The sequence below is a fragment of the Methanobrevibacter sp. UBA212 genome, from assembly GCF_905233225.1.
Classification (GTDB): Archaea; Methanobacteriota; Methanobacteria; order Methanobacteriales; family Methanobacteriaceae; genus Methanocatella.
Map to the genome: position 1 here is coordinate 36,793 of NZ_CAJODJ010000008.1, position 22,014 is coordinate 58,806.

A 22,014-nucleotide genomic window follows, 5' to 3' on the forward strand; every position below is an offset into this window, starting at 1 on the left:
GCATTTAGAATGTATTTTAGAAGAGACATCCATATGTTTATGCAATAACACATGAAATTGAATTACACTTATCAAATATTGAAAAGTAGCGCCTATAATTTTAGAAAAAATACGAATACAACGAATTTAATAATAGCTTTAATCAATTATTCGATAGGATTTTTTAGAGCCCGAAATAGGTGAAAATCAGAGTTCACTCAAAACCCTTATTTTACCTCATTTTGAATATGTTGGCAATTGAATCACCTACATTTTATAAATCCTAAGAAATGGGCTGAATATTGAATGAAATTTGAAGAACAAAATATGAGCGTTTTTTAATGCGGCACATCATCCAATTGACTTTAAATTAAACTTTCTGACATTAAAAAAAGATAAGATAAGGAAATTAATCCTTATTTTTTAATTTTGACAATCATGTTTTTAGTGGTTTTACCGTAGGACACTTGAATTTTTACCTTTTTGCCAATTTTAAGCTTTTTAAATAACTTTTTCTTAATGGTTACTTTTGCAATGCCCTTCTTATTGGTTTTTGCAGTGAATTTTTTACCGTTGAACCTGAAAGTGACTTTCAAGCCTTTTTTAGCTTTATTGTTGATTTTCAAAGTGGCCTGCAGGACCAACTTTTTAGCGGATCTTTTAACCTTGACCTTTTTAAGAGTCAATTTGACAGTATCCTTTTTAACAGCAGGGCCAGAAACGGTATTTTTAGTGACTGGAGAAGCTGCGCCGCCGGAAGGATTGGCATCGCCATTACTGCTGTTATCACCCATTATGGTAATGATGCTGCTTTCAGATGCTGGCGAATAATAATCATCCCCATCATAGACTATCTTTACAAGATATTTTCCTGGAGAAAAGTTATAATCAACATCCTGTGGACCAATACGATATACGTCCTTATAATCATCAGAATCTAAAAGACGTCCAGATATATCCTCTTTAAAGCATTGAGTGCCATTAATAAAAACTGTTACATTACCTGTAATGCCTTTATGAGCATGAATCACAGCAAAAACATCTTCACCATCCAATTTAGTATCTTCATATCCATAAATAACGATTGCAACTGCATCCGGGCCATAATCATTATAACCTTCTTCCACTATTCTAATCAGATTACTTTCAGAGATTGGCGAATAATTTTCATCACCCTCATAAATGATTTCTACAAAATAGATTCCCAAAGAAAAATCATAATCAAGATCACTTAGTAAAATAGTGCAATCCCCATATTCATCCCTATCAAAATTAGATATATCCTTTTTAAAGCATTGGACACCATCAACAAAAACAGTTATATCCCCAGTTGCATTATCCGGTGCACCAATTACAGCAACCCAATCATCACTACCTAACTCCGCATAATACCAATACATATCATCCTTACCGCAACCATAAATATCAATTTCAACCCCATCTTGAATAATATCCTCTTCCACCACATTAATGGTTTTATTTATAACAATCTGTGACCAATGTTCATCTCCACTATAGACTATCTTTACAAAGTACTCCCCCGGAGAAAACTCATAATCAACATCATGCGGACCAATACGATACGTTAAATCTGTATCATCAATATCATGAGGACAATCATATATACTCTTCTTAAAGCATTGAACACCATTAACAAAAACAGTTACATTGCCCGTTGCATCATCCGGCGCAAAAATTGAAGCAAACCAGTCATCACCCAACAGGTTAACAGCATCATAAATATAAATAAATTCAAATTCCTCGAGGGAATCATCCACTATTCTGATAACATCCTCCTCAGAAAATGGAGAATACATCCTGTTTCCATCATAAACTATTTTTAACTGGTAATTTCTAGGGAGAAACTCATAATCAATATCTTTTAGTGAAATACAGTAATCCCCATAACTATTCTTATCAAGATTAGATATATCTTTTTTAAAGCACTGAACCCCATTAACAAAAACAGTTACATTGCCCGTTGCATCATCCGGCGCATCAATATAAGCAATCTCATCATCACTTCCCAATTCAATTTCCCAATAATCATCTATATCATAATCGTATCCCCAAATGTAAATATCAACTGCATCCAGACCCTGGCTAACATAATTTTCTTCCACTATCCTAATGGCATTACTTGTATAATTCGGCAGATAGTTCTCATCCCCATAATATAGAACCACCACATGATATTTTCCCATACCAAAATCATAATTCAGGTCATATGGCCCAATACAGTATAAATCATCATTAAGTACAGGACAATCAGATATATCCTTTTCAAAGCATTGAACACCATTGACAAAAACTGTCACATTGCCCGTTGCATTATCAGGTGCGCTGATTTCAGCAAAATAACTTCTCTTACTCAACTCCGTATTAGTCCAACTTTTCATCTTCTTATCATATCCATGAACATCGATTTTAATTGCATTTTCCCTTTCATCCTTTGATGCAATTGATTCGTCTTCAATAGATACTGCATCGTCACCATATTCCCCATCATCGCATGAGCCAATATTTTCATCATCAAATACAATGCCCTCATCAGAGATTTCATTATCAGTTGTTGTCAAATTTACATCAGATAAAACATCATCCGATGCGCTGGCAACACCAATTGTCAGGATAACCAGCATCAAACTAATTAGCATTAAATGTTTTATTTTCATGATAACACCCCAGTTTTAAATATGAAATAATGAAATCACTCCTATTTTTTAATTTTAACGACGAGATTTTTAGTGGCCGTGCCGTAGGACACTTGGATTTTTACCTTTTTGCCAATTTTAAGCTTTTTAAGTAGCTTTTTCTTGATGGTTACTTTTGCAATGCCCTTCTTATTGGTTTTTGCAGTGAATTTTTTACCGTTGAACTTGAAAGTGACTTTCAAGCCTTTTTTGGCTTTACTGTTGATTTTCAAAGTGGCCTGCAGAACCAACTTTTTAGCGGACCTTTTAACCTTAACCTTTTTGAGAGTCAATTTGACAGTATCCTTTTTAACAGACGCCTGAACAGGATTTTTAGTGGTCACAGAAGCTGCGCCGCCAGAAGGATTCACTCCGCCATGACTGTTTCCATCGACATGAGTATTTTTCCCGCCTATTATGGTAACAATATCAGTTCCAGAGGCGGAGGAGTAATATCCGTTTCCATCATATACTATTTTCACACGATATTTTCCTGAAGAAAAGGCATAATTCACATCCTGCGGACCAATGCGATATATGCTCTGTGAAAATCCGGATTCTGAAAGACATTCGGAGATTTCTCCCTTAAGGCATTGGGTGTCATTGACAAAAACAGTTATATTGCCCGTTAAACCTTCCTGAGGAGCATGAATTGCCGCAAAACAATCACCACCATCCAATTTAGTATCCTCATAGGTATAAAATACAATTTTAACTCCCTCTTTCTCCTCATCATAACCTTCCTTCACAAGCCTAATCAGATTGCTTTCAGTGACTGGCGAGTAATGCCTATCTCCATCATAGACTATTTTTACAAAATACCTTCCAGGAGAAAAGTCATAATCCAAATCCTGCGGACCAAAGCAATATACTGAATAGCCACTCCCCTCACTAAAGATAGGGCATTTAGAGATATCATCTTTAAAGCATTGAACACCATCAACGAAGACAGTTATATTACCTGTGGCACTTTCAGGTGCATAAATTGAAGCAAAATAATCCGTACCGCTTAATTCAGTATACAACCAACTAATTTCATCCTTGCCGCAACCGGAAATATCAATTTCAACATCAACTACCTCCATATCTGGCATGTCATTGTAATTCCAATCATCCACCATTTCTACAGTTTTGTTTTCACAAACAGACGGATAATATCCATCTCCATCATAAACTATTTTTATACAATACTCCTCCTGATAAAAGTCATAATCAACATCCTGCGGACCAATGCAGTATACTAAATCACCATATTCATTAATATAGTTAGGACATTTAGATATATCCTTTTTAAAGCACTGAGTACCATCAACAAAAACAGTTATGTAACCGGTTGCGTTATCAGGCGCATAAATTGAAGCAAAAAAATCCTCCCCATCCAAAATAACGGATTCATAAATAATAATTTCAACGGCATCCTGCTCGTCATCACCGTCATCATCACCCTCACCGTCATCATAATCCTCTGCCACTATGATAATCTCTTTACTTTCAGCGACTGGAGAGTAATATTTATCTCCATCATAGACTATTTTCACACGGTATTTTCCAAGGGAAAAGTTATAATCAACATCTTGCTGGCCAATGCGATATACTAACTCACCTTCAGCATCAGTGAACTGAGGGCATTCAGATATATCCTTCTTAAAGCACTGAGTGCCATTTACAAAAACGGTTATATTGCCAGTTGCATATTCGGATGCATAAATTGTAGCAAAAAAATCTTCACCATCCAATTTAACATATTCCCACTCTTCCAAACCCTGATTATAACCATGAATAGCGATTTCAACTTCATCATACCCCCCATCATCGTGGCCTTCTTCCACAACCCTAATAAGGCCGCTTTCGGAAGTTGATGAATAGGATTCATCTCCATCATAGATTATGTTTACCAGATATTTTCCCGGCAAAAACTCATAATCCACATCGTCTACCGCAATATAATGCACCAGATCCCCATCATCATCAGTTCCCCGTGGGCATTCAGATATATCCTTTTTAAAGCACTGAGTGTCATTAATAAAAACTGTTATGTTGCCGGTTGCGTTATCAGGCGCATAAATTGAAGCAAAAAAATCTTCAGCACCTAATTCAATATTATTCCACATACCGTCATCATAATCATAGCCCCATATAATAATATTAATTGCATCCTGACCATCATCAACATAGCCGACTTCCACTATCCTGATGGTGTTACTTTCATAAGCTGGCAGATAATCCTCATCTCCACTATAGAGCACTGCCACATGATATTTTCCTAAATTAAAATCATAGTCAACATCATCTACTCCAATATAGTATCCGGAATTGCCCCATTCATCAACAAATTTATTAAAACCCGATATACTGTTTTTAAAGCATTGGACTCCATTGACAAAAACTGTTATATTGCCCGTTGCATCCTCGGCAGCATAAAATACTGCAAAATAATCATCAAATATTTCCGTATTAGTCCAACTGTTGTCCTCACGATCATAACCAAAAATAAAAATCTCAACGCCCTCCTCCCTTTCATCGGATGCAATTACTTCATCTTTACCGGATTCGATACTCTCACTCGAGGCAACATCCTCACTAGATACAATATCATCACTTGACCCAATATTTTCATCATCAAATACAAAACCCTCATCAGATATTTCATTATCGCTTGTTGTTAAATTTACATCAGATAAAACATCATCCGATGCACTGACAACACCCATTGTCAGAATGACCAGCATCAAACTAATTAGCATTAAATGTTTTATTTTCATGATAACACCCCAGTTTTATAAATATGAAATAATGAAATCACTCCTATTTTTTAATTTTAACGATGAGATTTTTAGTGGTTTTACCGTAGGACACTTGGATTTTTACCTTTTTACCGATTTTAAGCTTTTTCAATACTGATTTTTTAATAGTTACTTTTGCAATGCCATTCTTATTAGTTTTTGCAGTGAATTTTTTACCGTTGAACTTGAAAGTGACTTTCAAGCCTTTTTTAGCTTTATTGTTGATTTTCAAAGTGGCCTGCAAGATTAATTTTTTAGCGGATCTTTTAACCTTAACCTTTTTGAGAGTTAGCTTGACAGTGTCCTTTTTAACAGAACCTGAAACCGGATTGGCAGACGGACCATTATTGGAATTGCCTCCACTCTTTTCATCAATTATTTTGAGGGTGTTGCTTTCAGAAGCCGCTGAGTAAAAGTTACTTCCGTCATAAACCACTTTTATAGAGCTTTTTCCTAAAGGCAAATTATAATCAATGTCCTGTAGCCTAATGCAATATGCTGAGCAACCATCATCATCAATAAATTTATGGCATTTATTTATGTCATTTTTAAAGCATTGCACATCATTGACAAAAACTGTCACATTACCAGTCGCATCATCCGGAGCATAAATTACGGCAAGATAATCCTCGCCATTTAATTTAGGACTATCGCCTCCCCGAATAATAATATCGACTGCATCTCTTCCTCCATCATCATAACCGTTTTCCACCACTCTGATAATGTCGCTTTTAGCGGTTGGCAGGTAAAAATCATCCCCATCATAAACTATGTTTATAGAATACTTGCCTACAGAAAACTCATAATCAACATCCCGTGGGTAAATAAAGAATTCATAATGTCCATCAATATCATCAAATAACTCCCTGCATTTAGAAACGTCCTTATTAAAGCACCGAGTTCCATTGACAAAAATGGACACATTTCCTTTTGCATCATAAGGGACCTGAAGTAAAGCAAACCAATTATCATCCAATTCAATGTTCATCCATCTGTTCATGTGCTTATCATAACCATAAATAACGATTTTAAAGTCATCAGGATTTTCACCCTCATGACTCACATCCACTATGTTGATGGTAGCCTTTTCAGAAGTCGATTCGTAAGTTTCATCCCCCTCATAGACTATTTTAACAATGTATTTTCCAGGGAAAAACTCATAATTAACATCATGTGGACCTATGCGATATTCCAAATAGCCTTCATCATCAATAAACTCGGGAAGGGCATATATCTCATCTTTAAGGCATAAAGTGCCGTTGACATAAACCTTTATGCCACCGGTTGCATCATAAGGAGCATGAATTACCGCAAAATAATCTTTACCATTCAATCCAATATTGTCTGCACGGATAACAACTCCGATTTCTTCAAGCCCGTCATCGCAGTAATCCTCTTCCACCACGTTAATTGCATCACTTTCAATAACTTGTGAGGAATTCCCACCTCTATCATAGACTATTTTTACAAAGTATTTCCCAGGGGAAAACTCATAATCAACATCTTCCAGCCCGATACAATATATTAAATCATCCCAGGAATCAGTGGATTGAGGGCAATCAGATATATCCTCTTTAAAGCACTGGACTCCATTGACAAAAACAGTCACATTGCCTGTCGCATCATCTGGAGCATAAATTGCGGCAAAATAATCTCCGCTGCCCAATTCGATATTGTTCCACATATTGTATTCCTTATCATAACCATAAATGACAATTCCAACCTCATCCGAATTATTGCTCTCTTCCACTACCTTTATAGGCCCATGTTCGGAAGCTGATGAATAGAATCCATTTCCATCATAAACTATGTTTATATAATACATTCCAGGAGAAAACTCATAATCAAGATCCTTCAGTGCAATGCAGTATTCATAATAACCGTCATTATCAAAATACATGTCAATATCGGATATGTCCTTTTTGAAGCATTGAGTGTCATTTACAAAAACAGTCACATTGCCCGTTATGCCATCAGGCGCATAGATTCCGGCAAAATAATCATCGTCAGCCAGTGCAATATCGTTCCACTCCCCATAATCATAATTATATCCATAAATATCGATGTTGACTGCATCCTGGCCATAACTAACATACTCCTTTTCCACTACTCTAATTGTGTTGCTTGTATAAGTCGGCAGATACTGCTCGTCACCACTATAGAGCACCATTACATGATATTTTCCCAAATCAAAAGCATAATTGGTATCTTGTGGACCAATACAATAGCCATACTCTCCCTGATCATTAAGCAATTGACTACATTCAGATATGCCCTTTTTAAAGCATTCTTCACCATTGACATAAACAGTTAAATTGCCGGTTGCATCTTCAGATGCATAAATTTCAGCAAAATAATCCTCGCCATCCAATTTCGTATTTTCCCAACTGTTTTCTTCCCTATCATAACCATGAATAATAATCTCAACATCATCTTCCCTTTCATCCAATGCAATTACTTCATCAACATCAGATGTGTCCTTATCAGATACCGTATAATCGTCTGCCGTAATATTCCCATCAGAAGAAACATCATCTGATGCGCTAACAATGCCCATTGTTAGAATTACCAGCATTAAACTAATTAATATTAAATGTTTCATCTTCATAGCAACCACACACTTTGAATACCAGTCCCCTTGTAAATTCACCTACTTCACTTTAATTTTTACTTTTTTTGTTACCTTATTATATAACTTATTGCCTGCAAAGGTAATTACTGCCTTATATGTTCCTTTCTTAGTCAGTTTTTTGAGATTGAAAGTGGCTTTACCTTTTGAGTTAGTTTTAGCTGAGTAAACTTTTTTATTGACTTTTATAGTCACTTTAACCTTTTTAATTGGATTTTTAAGGTCATTTTTCAGCGTTATTGTGTATTTCTTTGTCTTTGCTTTTTGTTTGAATGTTTTCTTTTTAGCAGTCATGACCAGATTTGCTTTTTTAATGATTATCTTTGCTGTCACTGCTGCGCTTGAGTATTCATCATTTCCAGCATAACTTATGGTTGCAGCGTATGTATTCGGATTTAAATTGACAGCCAATCTTGCCAGACCATTTGAATCCGTTTTTATTCTCACTACATTACCGTTTATATTGACATTGATGAAATTATTAGCTATCGGATCACCCAAGCAGTCCTTTAAAGTAATTACAAGTTCCCCATTTTTACCATAAACTTTCGTCAAATCGGAAGCCTTTAAAACTGGCGTTGTTTTGCCGGATTCATCTGTGACGGATAAAATTGCCTGCTTTACCTGATAATTGCTTATTAGCTGATTGGTGGACAATACCCCATTAAGCTTATATTTTCCATAGTCCAATGAGGAAGTGTTTAGGGAATATCCCTGCAAATCCATATTGTATTTTAAACCTAACCTGATTGCATTTCCATACTGATTTGTTAATGTAACCTCCAAGTCTGCAATTTCCCATGGCGCAAATAGGTTTCCATCTTCATCTTCAAAATGACATATGGTAGCATTTTGGCCTTTAACGGCCCGGACATTATTGAAAACAAGATACAATGGCAATTTATATGGTATTTCATTTTCACTATAATAAATGGCTGGACCTTTTGCATCAATCTTATTATTCTTTAAGTATAAATCCCCATAAACAGTATCATTATCCCCATAATGATAACAGAAGTAAATCTGAGAGACATTAGTATCGGATCTGATTTTTGAATTTCTCAAATCCAAATAAGCTCTAGCATAAAGGGTATTTCCATATTCAGCGCAATTATTCGTGAAACTAGAAGCCTCAATAATACATTTGCCATCCGAGCTAATTGCACCTCCACTGAACAGCGCAACATTATCGGAAAAAGTACTGGAATGAATGTCAAGGACGGATAGAGGTTCTCCAAGCTGAACAATTGAATAAATGGCCCCTCCATAAGTGGCGGAATTGTTAATGAAACTAGAGCTTTCAATAAAGTAAGATCCATTTTGACCGGAATAGATAGCTCCACCACTCCAAACAGCCTTATTATTTGTGAAGTTGCAGGATGACATATTAACAACAATATTTGCATTATTTGAAGCGATAACCCCTCCATAAAGAGCAGAATTATTGGCGAATGAAGAATTGGTAATGTTTGTATAGCCTTCAGTGATATATGCGGCTCCACCGCTATAAGCGGAATTGTTAATGAACTTTGAATCCCCGATTACTCCCACTTTATAGATAGCTCCTCCCCACTCAGCAAAATTATCGATAAACATAGAATCACGAATTATCTTTCCATCATAAACGGCTCCACCACTATAAACAGCAGAATTATTAATAAACGTTGAATTCACAATTACATCTACGAAAATTGCTCCCCCACCATAAGAAGCCAAATTGTTAATGAACTTTGAATCCCTAATTACTTTTACTTTACTAATAGCTCCACCATCATAAGAAACGGAATTATTAATAAAAATTGAATCCTTAACCACTTTTGCATTATAAATGGCTCCCCCATAACTATAAACCGCCGTGGAATTGGAAGCAGGATGACACTCAATAGAATTATTGATGAAAATGCAATTTTCTACTGAATTTACAGCATCAACAGCTCCACCATAAAGATAAACTGCAGTATAAATAGAAGGCGGATGCATTTCGACAGAATTATTGTTGAAAATACAGTTTTTTGCATAATTGCCGTTATAAATAGCACCTCCACTGTGCTTAGCAGAATTATCAGTGAAATTTGAATCCAGAACCGCTTTTGCATTATAAATGGCTCCACCATACTCCGCATGATTGCCTGTGAACCGGGAATTATAAATTTTTAAATTGTCGATTGAATAAACAGCACCACCGTAGAGAGAATAACCTGCTTCAAGATTAGAATTATTGACAAATTCTGAATCAAAAATATTTATAATATTATACGCCATTATTGCGCCACCATAATCCCTTGCAAGGTTTCTTAAAAATTTACATCCCTCAAATCCTATTGAATAAGAATTGGAAAAGACTGCACCGCCATAACTGGCAGAATTATTTACAAACAGACAGTCTGTGAAATTACTATAATAAACGGAAGACAATACTGCTCCGCCATTATACTCGGCAGCATTATTTGTGAAATTTGTGTATGAAACAAAGCAGTGGCCAATGCCTCCAACATAAACTGCACAACCACCATATGCAAAATTATTATCAAAATAGGAATTTTGAATGTTGCTGGTCGCAGCACTTATCAGGTATAATCCTCCACCGACATTGGCAGTGTTATTGACAAATCTGCAGTTATTTAATGTGACGTCAAATAAAGAGTAGATTCCTCCGCCGTTTTGAGCTGCTCGGGAATTGATGAAAATGCAGTTGTTTAATGTGACATTGCGCCCTGCAATATAAACTGCCCCTCCATTTCTTGAAACCGTATTGTTGAATACGATATTGTTTAAAACAACATTGTTGGCACTAATGTAAAATCCGGTGGCCTCAGACAATCCATCAATAACATGGCCGTTTCCATTGACGGTTATTGATTTGTTGATCTGAACTCCATATTCCCCATTGTCAAATTGCCCATCATAGAAATAATCCTTGTTAAGATTAATGCTGGATTTATCGGCTGCGTTGTTGATGATGTCCTGAAGGCTATTGAAGGATTGGGTATCGTGATTAGAATCAACCGTGAAATTAAATTGGACCACATTGGATTCGAATACATTATCCCTATATTGTGCGGACAAGCTATGATTTCCATCCGCCAAATAAAGATTCAGATGAGCCATTCCATCTTTTATTTGGGCATAATAGCTCTTGCCGTCTACAGTGACTTTCACCAAGCAATAATCGATAGACTCAATGCCCACAAAATCATCGAAACGAATCTTAATATTGAAATTTTTAGTATTAACCAGATTAAATTCGTCCATATTAATCCTTATGCTTTTCAAATCAACTTCCTGAGTGAAAGCCTTAATGCATGCTACATGACAGCTGTCTGCATAATCATATAAGTCAAACCAGTTTTCACCATCAATGCTGATGAAGGAAACATTTGAATTGAATGTTTTTTTAGTAATCTCATCAGCTGAACAAACAGGAATGCAGTTATCGCCCTGATTATGATTATTGAGCGCAATGGTGAATTCATCACCTTCATTTAACTGAATGAAGTCATTGAAAGGCATGGTATTATATCCTGCAAAGGCCATGCCGCTTTGTGAATGGACCAGCTGGTCATTGACATAAACCATTACTGTGAAATTCGTCTCACTATCAAAATAAGAGGCGAAAGCAGATAACAGACTGTCATTTGTGGCTATGAACTTATTTTTGAAATAGATTGAGTCATAGTGATAGAACTCACTGACCCCTGCATAATCATACTGGTAAATCTTGGTATATGGATTAATGTTATTGAAAATAAATGTATAAGCGTACATATTTGGAGATATTTGTTCGGAAATCTTTTGTTCATATGACAGATATCCAAAACCGTTATTTCCCCAGTCCGGACCCCAGCTGTTTTTAAATATCCAGGCACCGTTTGCGTCATTGCCCAATGAATCTTTTCCTTTATAGTTGTCATCCCAACCTACAAGGGAAACTGCATGATATTCTGCACCCCATTTAAATGTGACGGACACCGCCCCATTATCCCTGATTGCCAATTTATACAAAGCATTGTCAGAGCTATCCAAACGAGCAGGTAGGAACTTGATATTTTGAATATGAAACATCGGATTTCCTTGAATGGATATTGAGGAATAATCATCGTAATCCTCTGCGGATTCATCAAGCGGACCCAGCCAGCTTGTCAAATAACTCATCAGCATGGATTCATATCCTCCGGCATTCGTTTCAAGTTTGAGGCCGAAAACGGAATAAGCAGACATCAGATTCTTGGCATTTTCCTCTGAGAAATCAAAGCTGATTCCTGTTGCTTTTTTAAGACATGTTTCAAGAGTTGCAAGACCTGCGAAAGCCCAGCAATTACCTCCTTCTCCCTGATTCTTAACGGAACTTACAAGACCATAGTCATCAGAATTATAATAAAACGGCAACGCATCAAATGAGGAAAAAGTGTAATCGACCAAGGAAACAGAACTGAAAGAACTGGCCTCATAAAGATTATCGTATTTTGTGGTTAAGAATGCATTTCCAAAGTCGACAGTACAATTCTCTATGAAACCCTGGTCCCCATTGCCGCTTTTATTGGACAGATCCACACTATATTCCTGAATGACCTTATTATCCCCGTCATATAAATAGAAATGTAAAAACGGATTGGTGAAATTACTGTTAAACCTGACACTGGCCGATATATTGTGTGCCACATATCCAGTATTAATATAGGATTTATTTAAATTGCTGGGATCATAAATCATCAAACTGACCCCATCATCAGAAACAAGGTAAGGAGTATAACTAGAAAAAGTATCTTTGAATACATAAGCGTTGTTTATAGCTGTACAATAATTTAAGTCATTGCTTTTAAGAGAATATTCTCTACCATTCAGGATTGCTTTGAATTCGGCAATTACCTTATATGTATCATAATAAATATTTGACATTCCCAATCCGCTTGAATCTAAAGGAATCATCAATCCCTGCGAATACTCTTCAAAATAATCATCGAAAACATTCATGAAAACGCTGGAGAAAATGTTTTGTGATTTTCCATCAAAAAATATTCTGGATCCCTCTTGGGCAAAGGAAAAGGAAACCGTATTGTCCATAAAGTTAAAGGAATTGGGAATTCTGGTATATATTGTTCCTCCGATTGAAGCATATGAATACGTGAATGTATTCTCAAAGATATTTAAGGAACCGTACATATCATATAATGCCCCGCCATATGTGGCGGAATTGTTATTGAACTCAGAAAAATCAAGGGTTAGAACAGAATTTAAATTACAAATGGCTCCACCGAACTCTGAACTACCATGGGTGAATGATGACTCTTCAATCTTCAGATTTCCATTTGAATTATAAATTGCGCCTCCTCCATCAGTTAATGATGAGGAATAAGAAAATGAACAGCCCTCAATAGTGGCATTGGATTTTAATAAGGCAATTGATCCTCCAAAACTATAAGATTTAGATTCCTTAAAAGTACACTCGCTAAACCAGCATTTACTATTTTCACAATAAATTGAACCCCCATAATAGGAAGCGTAACCGTAACCATGCTTCAATTGCTGCAAAGTATTCCAAGTATTTGGAATCGGGGCGAAAGTTGATTTTGAAATATCCAATTTTGAGTTCAAACAGTAAATGGCTCCGCCCTTATAATCCGAATGAAAAATTTGAAAATCGCAACCTGAAATGTCGATATCCGAATTCATGGCCGCAATAACTCCCCCATTATAATCCTGATTATCTTCAAACACGCACTTATTTAGGACCAATGTAGTTCTTGAATCCATAGGAGAATCACAAAAGATTACTCCGCCAAAATCAGTGCCGAATATGTCATTTCCTTGAAATTTTACATTATCGGCATTTAATGTGCCATGATTAAGAATATTGGCATTTTTTAAAGTTAAGTTAATCAATGAAAGAAATGAATCATCGTCAATTATAAAATCATATTGATTGGAGACATCACAGTTGATAATGGTGGAAAGTCTAGATTGGCCAATCAGTTTAACTCCATCCACCAAACACAGATCCTCAAGATTATATTCGCCATCTGCTAAATAAGCAGTGCAATTAAACTTAATCCTATCGCTGTTTAAATAGTTATATGGGTTTTCTTTAGATCCATCGCCATCGGTAAGGACCATTGAATTAAAGTAAATGACATTACCCCATTCCTCAATGTCATCCTGGCCATCATCCTGATTGTCGTCCGGGCCATCATCGTCATCATCATCGTCGTCCCAATCATCGTCATCATCAAAATCCCCAATAATGCCATCACCATTAGAAACATTTATGACGTTTCCATCAGTAAGGGACAAATCTTCATTATCAGTGTTTAAATCACTTGCCGCAATAGCTGAAATCGTTAGCAATCCTATAAGAGCAATAACAATCAGCATGAATTTTTTATTGAAAATAATTATTCCCCCAAATATAAATATAATTAATTAAAAATTAGTAAAAACGAATATAAATACTTGGTTAGAATGTCCGCCAAATTAATTTTTTGATTTCTCGCCGAAAAATTTTTGACTTATTTTTTCTTACTTTTCAAATATTCATATTGATTTTACTCCAATTTAAATATATTCTTATTAACTTGTGTATAATTTAATTACAGCAATGTCTGATTTGACAAATCGTATTTTAACTAATTTTATAATTGTTAAGTTTATATACTTCTTTATAACTACTTTATCCTGATTTTAATATTCTTTGAGGCTCCATTGTAATATGCGTTTCCTCCATATTTGACAGTGACCTTATAATTGCCCTTTTTGGTCAGTTTCACTTTGAAAGTTGCCTTTCCTTTGGCGTTTGTTGTTGCCTTATATGTTTTTTTCTTGATTTTAATTGTTACCTTGGCTTTCTTGATTGCTTTTCCATAGACATCCTTCAGGGTTATTGTGTATTTTTTGCTTTTGGCTTTTGCCTTGAATGTTTTCTTTTTGGCAGTTAATTTTGAGGCTGCCTTCTTGATGACAATCTTTGCTGTAACTGATGAAGCAAAGTAGAGATTGTTGGCATCCACATAAACGTATGCGTAATATGTGTTAGGTGCAAGATTTACACCCAAACGAGCCTGGCCGTTGGCATCAGTAAATACTGTTGTTGATCTGCCGTTGAGATTGACATGAACGAGAGAGTAAGCTAACGGTTTATTGAAAATGTCCTTTAAACTGATTATAAGATCACCGTTCTGTCCGTATATTTTTGTCAGATCACTGGCCACCAAAACAGGCGGCGTTCTTCCTGATTCATCGCCGACATAGAGAATACTCTCTTTTACGGAATAACTGCTTATTACGCTGTTACCTGAAAGCACTCCATTAAGAGTGTATGTTCCTTGATTTATTGAGGAAGTGTTAATGTAATAACCCGTGAATTCCTCATCATATTTCAGAACAAGTTGAGTTGTTTGGCCATTCTGATTTGTCAGAGTGATATTTAAATCGCACATCTGCCATGGGGCGAATCTGTTTCCATTATCATCTTCGAAATGGGCCGCAAGAACCCTCTGTCCTTTTATAACACTGCCTTTGTTGAAAACCAAATACACCGGCATTTTAAGCGGCACTTCATTTTCGCCATAAAAGACGGATGAGTATTTGTAATCTATCTTATTATTCTTCAAATACAAATCACCATAATATTTAGTGTTTTCATAATAATGATATCCGAAGAAAACCGGCGCATCAATTTCGGATTTGACAATGGAATCTCTTAAATCAAGATACCCTATGGCATAAATGGTACTTCCCATCATGGCCGAATCGTTGACGAAGCTGGAATCTGAAATTAAAGATTTTCCGTCAAAGTAAATCGCTCCTCCACATGCATTGGCAGCATTATTTGAAAACTGACAGGAGGTAATGTTGGCATGAGCCATAATCATTTCATCATCACTAGCCAATGAGAAAATAGCTCCGCCATAATAAGCAGAATTATTGACAAATCGTGAATTGACAATTGAGCTTCCTTCAAGTAAAGACGTGTTATTTGATATGACTACAGCGCCTCCGCAATAAGCGGAATTATCCATAAAGGTACAGTCATCTATCAAATCCACAACAAGAACAGCGCCACCGTAAGTGGCGGAATTTTTAATGAACATTGATTCGATTAATGATCCTGCACCATAAATAGCTCCACCACTTGTTTGAGCGATATTATTAATGAAAGTAGAGTTTTTCACAAGTTTTACATCAGAGATGGCTCCCCCAAACCTTGCGGAATTATTTTCAAAGAAAGAATCGTAAATGAGCGCTTCACTGAAAAGCGAAAAAAGAATATTATTTTTTATGTGCTGCCAGACGTTAGTGAAAATAGCCCCTCCATCTTTGGAAGCCACATTGTTCACAAATCTTGATTTGTAAACTTTTAAATATTTGTTTGTATATAATGCTGAGCCATAAGATGCAGTGTTGTTGGTGAAAATTGAATTGTTGATGCTTAAATTATCAAAGGAATAAATCGCACCACCACCTGTGCCTGCGAAAATAGACTGTTCCTGATGTCTGGCGACATTGTTTATAAACTCACAATCATGAACTTCGATTTTATTATGTGCAGTTATTGCACCACCCAGCATTTCAGCGGAGTTATCTTTAAAGACACAATACCCAAAGCAATTTGAATTGGCATTGGAGAATATTGATCCCCCTCCGTTGGCGAGATTATTCTCAAACAAACACTTTGTGAAATTGTTTTTATAATTAATGCTGAACACTGCTCCTCCGTTATATTTTGCCAGATTGTTTGTGAAATTTGTAGAGGAAAAGAAAACTGTTCCGACACCTGTAAGATATGCTGCGGAACCGTGTGTAGCGACATAATTATCGATGAAACAGGAATTTTTAATATTTGAAGTGTTGGAAGTTATTAAATATAATCCTCCGCCCATGTTTGCATAATTGTCGATGAATCTGCAGTTATTCAAGTTGATATCGAATATAGAGTAGATTCCGCCGCCGTTTTGGGTGGCTTTGGAATTTATGAAACTGCAATTGTTTAAAGTTACATTACGAGCGGCAATATAAACAGCTCCACCATTTGTGGAACGGGTATTGTTGAATACTATATTTTCCAAAATGACATTGCCTGCACTGACATAAAACCCTGTAGCTTCGCCGAGACCGTTTATTATGTGTCCGTTGCCGTTGATTTTTATCATCTTATTAACATTAATGCCATATTCCCCATCATCAAATAATTCATCATAGAAATAATCCTTATCAAGACTGATTTGTGCATTTGGCTGTGCACTATTGATTATGTGCTGAAGGGCACTGAATGAATTGGCTGAATCATCATAACTTACTGTGAAATCAAACTGAACAATGTTGGACTCATAGAGATTGTCCTTATATTGGGCAAACAGGCTGTGTGAGCCTTCATCCAAATTAATGTTCAGGCAAGCCATTCCATTTCTGATTTGAGCGTAATAGACATTATCGTCGATTACAAATTTCACAAGACAATATTCAAGGGATTTAGGATCGACATTGTCGAAAGTTACCTTAATATTGGCGTTTCCTGTGTTTATTGAGTCAAATTCAATAATATCTATTTTAATGTCCGTCAGAGTGAGGTTTTGGGTGAAAGCCTTAATACAGGCCACATTACAAACGCCCTCATAATCATATAAGTCATACCAGTTTTCACCACCCATACTTATGAATGAAACGTTTTGGCTGAAAGTTTTTTTGGTAATTTCCTCCGCTGAACATACAGGTATACAATTCTCATGTTCATTGTGATTATTTACGACAATAGCGAATTCATCTCCCTTATCCAGCTGGATAAAAGTATTGAAAGGTATCGTGAAATATCCTGCTGACGCATTTCCGTTTTGAGACCAGACAAACTGGCCGTTTTTATAAACCATTACTGTATAATTGGTCTGCATATCAAAATATGTGGAAAATGCAGATAAAAGACAGTCATTATCAGAAGTAAATATGTTTTTAAAGTAAATTGAATTATTATAATGATAAAATTCGCTTACTCCGGCAAAATCATACTGGTAAATTTTTGTATATGGATTGTTGTCTGTAAAAACGAAAGTGTAGGCATAGAGATTGGAATAAATCTGCTCTGATATTTTCTGTTCATATGAAAGGTAACCGAAACCGTTGTTTCCCCAGTTCGGACCCCAGCTGTTTTTAAATATCCATGCACCGTTTGCATCATTGCCCAATGAATCCTTGCCCTTATAGTTGTCATCCCAACCGACAAGAGAAACTGCATGATAATCCTTACCCCACTTAAACGTTACTGAAACAGCCCCATAATCCCTTATTGCCAGCTTATATAACTCATTATCCTGACTGTTTAAACGGGCAGGCAGGAACTTGACGTTTTGAATGTGAAACATAGGATTTTGCAAAACTGATATTGAAGAGTAATCGTCATAATTCTCAAGTGACTCATCTATCGGACCCATCCAACTTGTCAGATAACTCAATATCATGGCTTCATATCCCTCACGATTGGTTTCGAGTTTGACACCGTAGACTGAATATGCACTCATCAGATTCTTGGCGTTTTCAACTGAAAAATCAAAAGTAAGACCTGTTGCCTTATTAAGGCAGGTTTCAAGGGTGGCAAGACCTGCAAATGCCCAGCAGTTACCTCCGTCCTTCTGATTTTTAACTGAACTTACATAACCCAATTCATTGGAATTGTAGTAAGAGGACAATACGTCACCACCCGGTGAGAGAGATGATGAATTGAAAAATGAAATGTTGATTAAAGAAACGGAACTATATGATGCTGCCTCATAAAGATTGTCGTATTTGACTGTTGCAAATGATTTTCCGAAATCTATAGTGCATTGTCCTGTGAAATCAGGACCCCCGTCAGTTAAATCAATACTGTAACTTTCAATAAGCTTACCATTAAAAATTTCATCCCTTTGACCAGTATACATATTATTTTCATCCCTATAAAATCTTAAAAGACCGTTTCTGCCTTCAAACAGATAAACCTTCAAGCTCGGATTGACAAACTTGTCGCTGAAACGCAGATTTACTGAAATATTATTGAGCATATCATTTGTGCCAATTGAAGTTAAATTACTGCCGTCATCACCGCAAATAATCAGACTGGCCAGATCGTCATGAACCTCAAAAACGGGATCCTGATAATAGAGAGGCTGTGAAGAAGATAAAAACTGATAATATAAAGGATTACTTATCATATAGTAATCCTCACCATTCAAAGTGGCCCTGAACTCGGCAAAAACATAATACTCATCAGCATAGTAATTGTACATTACATTTCCCTTTTTTCCGTCATAAAAAATATACTCCCCCTCATTTGCAGAACTGTCTCCAAATGTATTATAATTCATGATAAAGTCATTTGGAATCCTTGTATACATTATACCTCCAGTTGAAGCACGGGAATGGAAAAATGTGTTAGATTTTAAATTCAAGGTTCCATAAATATCATAAACAACTCCTCCATAAAGGTTTGCAGTATTGCTTCTATATGTGCCGGCAAATGAACCCAGAACTGAATTAATATTACAGATAGCCCCTCCGAATTGTGCAGTGTTATTTATGAATTTTGAATAGTAAATATATAATTCGCCTTTTGAATTGTAAATTGCACCTCCCCCGTCTGTTATGGACCTGGAATTATTGAACTGACACATCGTGACAGTGACCTTGGAATCTAATGCTGCAATACATCCTCCAAAACTGTAACTGACTGAATTGTCAAAAGTGACACTGTCAATAAAAAGGTCTGAATTTTCACAATAAATGGAGCCTCCATAATAGGCAGAATAGACACTATACTGGCCTGAAATATAATCTTCAGCATCAAAACTGACTTCTGGTGAGAAACCTGTTGTTTCAATGTTTAAATTAGAATTTTTACAATAAATTGCCCCTCCCTTATAGGTGGCAGAATAGAATGAAAAAAGAGTCTCTGAAATGGAAATATCTGAATTTACTCCCGCAATAAACCCTCCATTAAAGGCATTATAAGCCTTCTGAAAACGACAGCCGTACAAAATTAAGGAAGGTCTGGTGTCGCCGGAAGCATCACAGAGAATGACTCCTCCAAAAGATGCGTTAGCCAATCCAGAACCGGATTCTATTTCCGGAAGATTATGCGCATCAAATGCCTCGCTTCCTTCAAAATAAACATATTTTGCCACCAGCGCGGCATGATTGAGAATATTAATATTGGTTAATGTCAAGCCATACAATTCAAGATATGAGTTTTCCTTAACTATAAAATCATACTGATTTGATACTCTGGAGATAATATTTACATCATCACCTCCGACTAATTTAACATTGTCCATTATACAGGTGCTTGTCAATTCATAGCTTCCGTCTGCAAAAAAAGCAATAACCCCCGGAACGATTCTATCTGCATACAGATATTTATACGGATTATTCATTGACCCGTCACCGTCATGTGAAGCATATGCATCAAAATAGATGATATTATTTGCATATGAAACGGGTGAACTGGATTCTACGACTCCACAATTGTATGCGTCATTTCCAGAAATCCCCGCTTTATTGTCTTTAAAAATACAGTTGGTTGCAGGTTCGCCATAGACCGCACCACCATATTGGCTTGCTTCATTATGCTCAAAGTAACAGTCTTCTGTTTGAACAAGGTATGTTGCTCCCCCATTTTGAGCATAATTATATAGAAAATGGGATGAATAGGCCATGCCGTTTGTTCCACCATACATAGCACCGCCCATAACTGCGTAATTTCCATAAAACCTGCAGGTTTCAATTAAGAAAGCTTCAGATACTGCTCCACCACAATTAGCATAGTTTTCATTGAATGTACAATTTGTGCAGTAGCTTTGATATGCCGCACCACCAAAGTTGGCGTGATTTCGGCTAAAAGTACAATTCAAAGCAACACAATACTTAATCGCACCCCCATAATCAGCATAGTTTTCAGTGAAAATACAGTTTATACATTCCCCTTCCGAATAATAGATTGCTCCTGCTGCCCAGATTGCTGAGTTTCTGGTGAATCTACAATTTTCAACACGAATATATGATGAAAATTCCAAATGCATTGCTCCTCCGGTATCCGCATGATTTTCAACAAAACTGCAGTTTACAACTGAACCTCCATAATTTCCATAATAGGCACCGCCATCATAACCGGCAGAATTTTCTGTAAAAATACAATTTTCAATAGATCCGCCGTAGCTTGCTCCTCCTTTATATCTTGCAGTGTTTGCAGTAAAATTGCAGTTCACACAGTTTGTTAAATAGGTTGCACCACCATTATCCGCTTCATTTCCAATGAAACTGCAGTTTACAGCAGTACCCTTCCCTCTAATGGCACCCCCCTCATCATATACATTTGCATTGGTAAAAACGATGTCGTGGAATACCACCTTATTATCACTTACCCTAAAGATGCCTGCAGTGCTTTTAGCATCTATTGTATGGCCGTTACCCCAGATTGCCACCGAACGGTTAACATCAATTCCTTCCTTAAAGTCAACATCCGAATCGGCATTGAACGTATAATCGTGATTTAAATAGATTTCCGTGTTGTTATTGGCATTGATATCATTATTTAAATCCGTAAAAGTCTTTTGAACCTCGCTGCTTCCAGTAGTCAGATTTACAGAACCCGCCTCGTCAACTGTTAACTCCTCGGCGATTTCATCTGTTTGGTTTAAGTCATCTGCACTGACCGTTGAGACAGTGCAGACCAATAAAACCAGTAAAAATATAAAACATAAAACCTTTTTGTCTAACATGAGTTTATGTTTATATTTACCTATTTAAATAGTAATTGTAAAAGGTTTGTTCATTAACTTTTTGATTTTATTGTTTATGCTTGCATTGAACCTCTCCTGCTTGTAGAAGCCGGAGATTCTTAGGCCATGCCTATTTTTTCGTCAAAGCATTTCCATTCATAATAATATGTGGATTTTCCTTGACTATTAGGCATGAA

5 protein-coding genes are annotated in these 22,014 nt (G+C 36.3%); all 5 read right to left on the bottom strand.

The window, feature by feature from the left end; all coding sequences use genetic code 11:
* Positions 1–395: 395 nt before the first annotated feature.
* Positions 396–2,654: a hypothetical protein gene (locus tag QZ138_RS02800; RefSeq protein WP_292885977.1), complete on the bottom strand. Its 2,259-nt coding sequence runs from the start codon at positions 2,652–2,654 to the stop codon at positions 396–398.
* A gap of 41 nt (positions 2,655–2,695) precedes the next feature.
* Complete coding sequence (locus QZ138_RS02805) at positions 2,696–5,434, bottom strand: hypothetical protein (protein WP_292885978.1); 2,739 nt, start codon at positions 5,432–5,434, stop codon at positions 2,696–2,698.
* A gap of 43 nt (positions 5,435–5,477) precedes the next feature.
* Entirely contained in the window at positions 5,478–8,012 is a 2,535-nt protein-coding gene (locus QZ138_RS02810) for a hypothetical protein (protein ID WP_292885981.1), read from the bottom strand.
* A 93-nt stretch (positions 8,013–8,105) separates the two neighbouring features.
* Entirely contained in the window at positions 8,106–14,453 is a 6,348-nt protein-coding gene (locus QZ138_RS02815) for a lectin like domain-containing protein (RefSeq protein WP_292885984.1), read from the bottom strand.
* A 290-nt stretch (positions 14,454–14,743) separates the two neighbouring features.
* The gene (locus QZ138_RS02820) at positions 14,744–21,817 is read right to left on the bottom strand and encodes a lectin like domain-containing protein (protein ID WP_292885986.1); all 7,074 of its coding nucleotides are present in this window, start codon (positions 21,815–21,817) and stop codon (positions 14,744–14,746) included.
* Between the last annotated feature and the right edge of the window lie 197 nt (positions 21,818–22,014).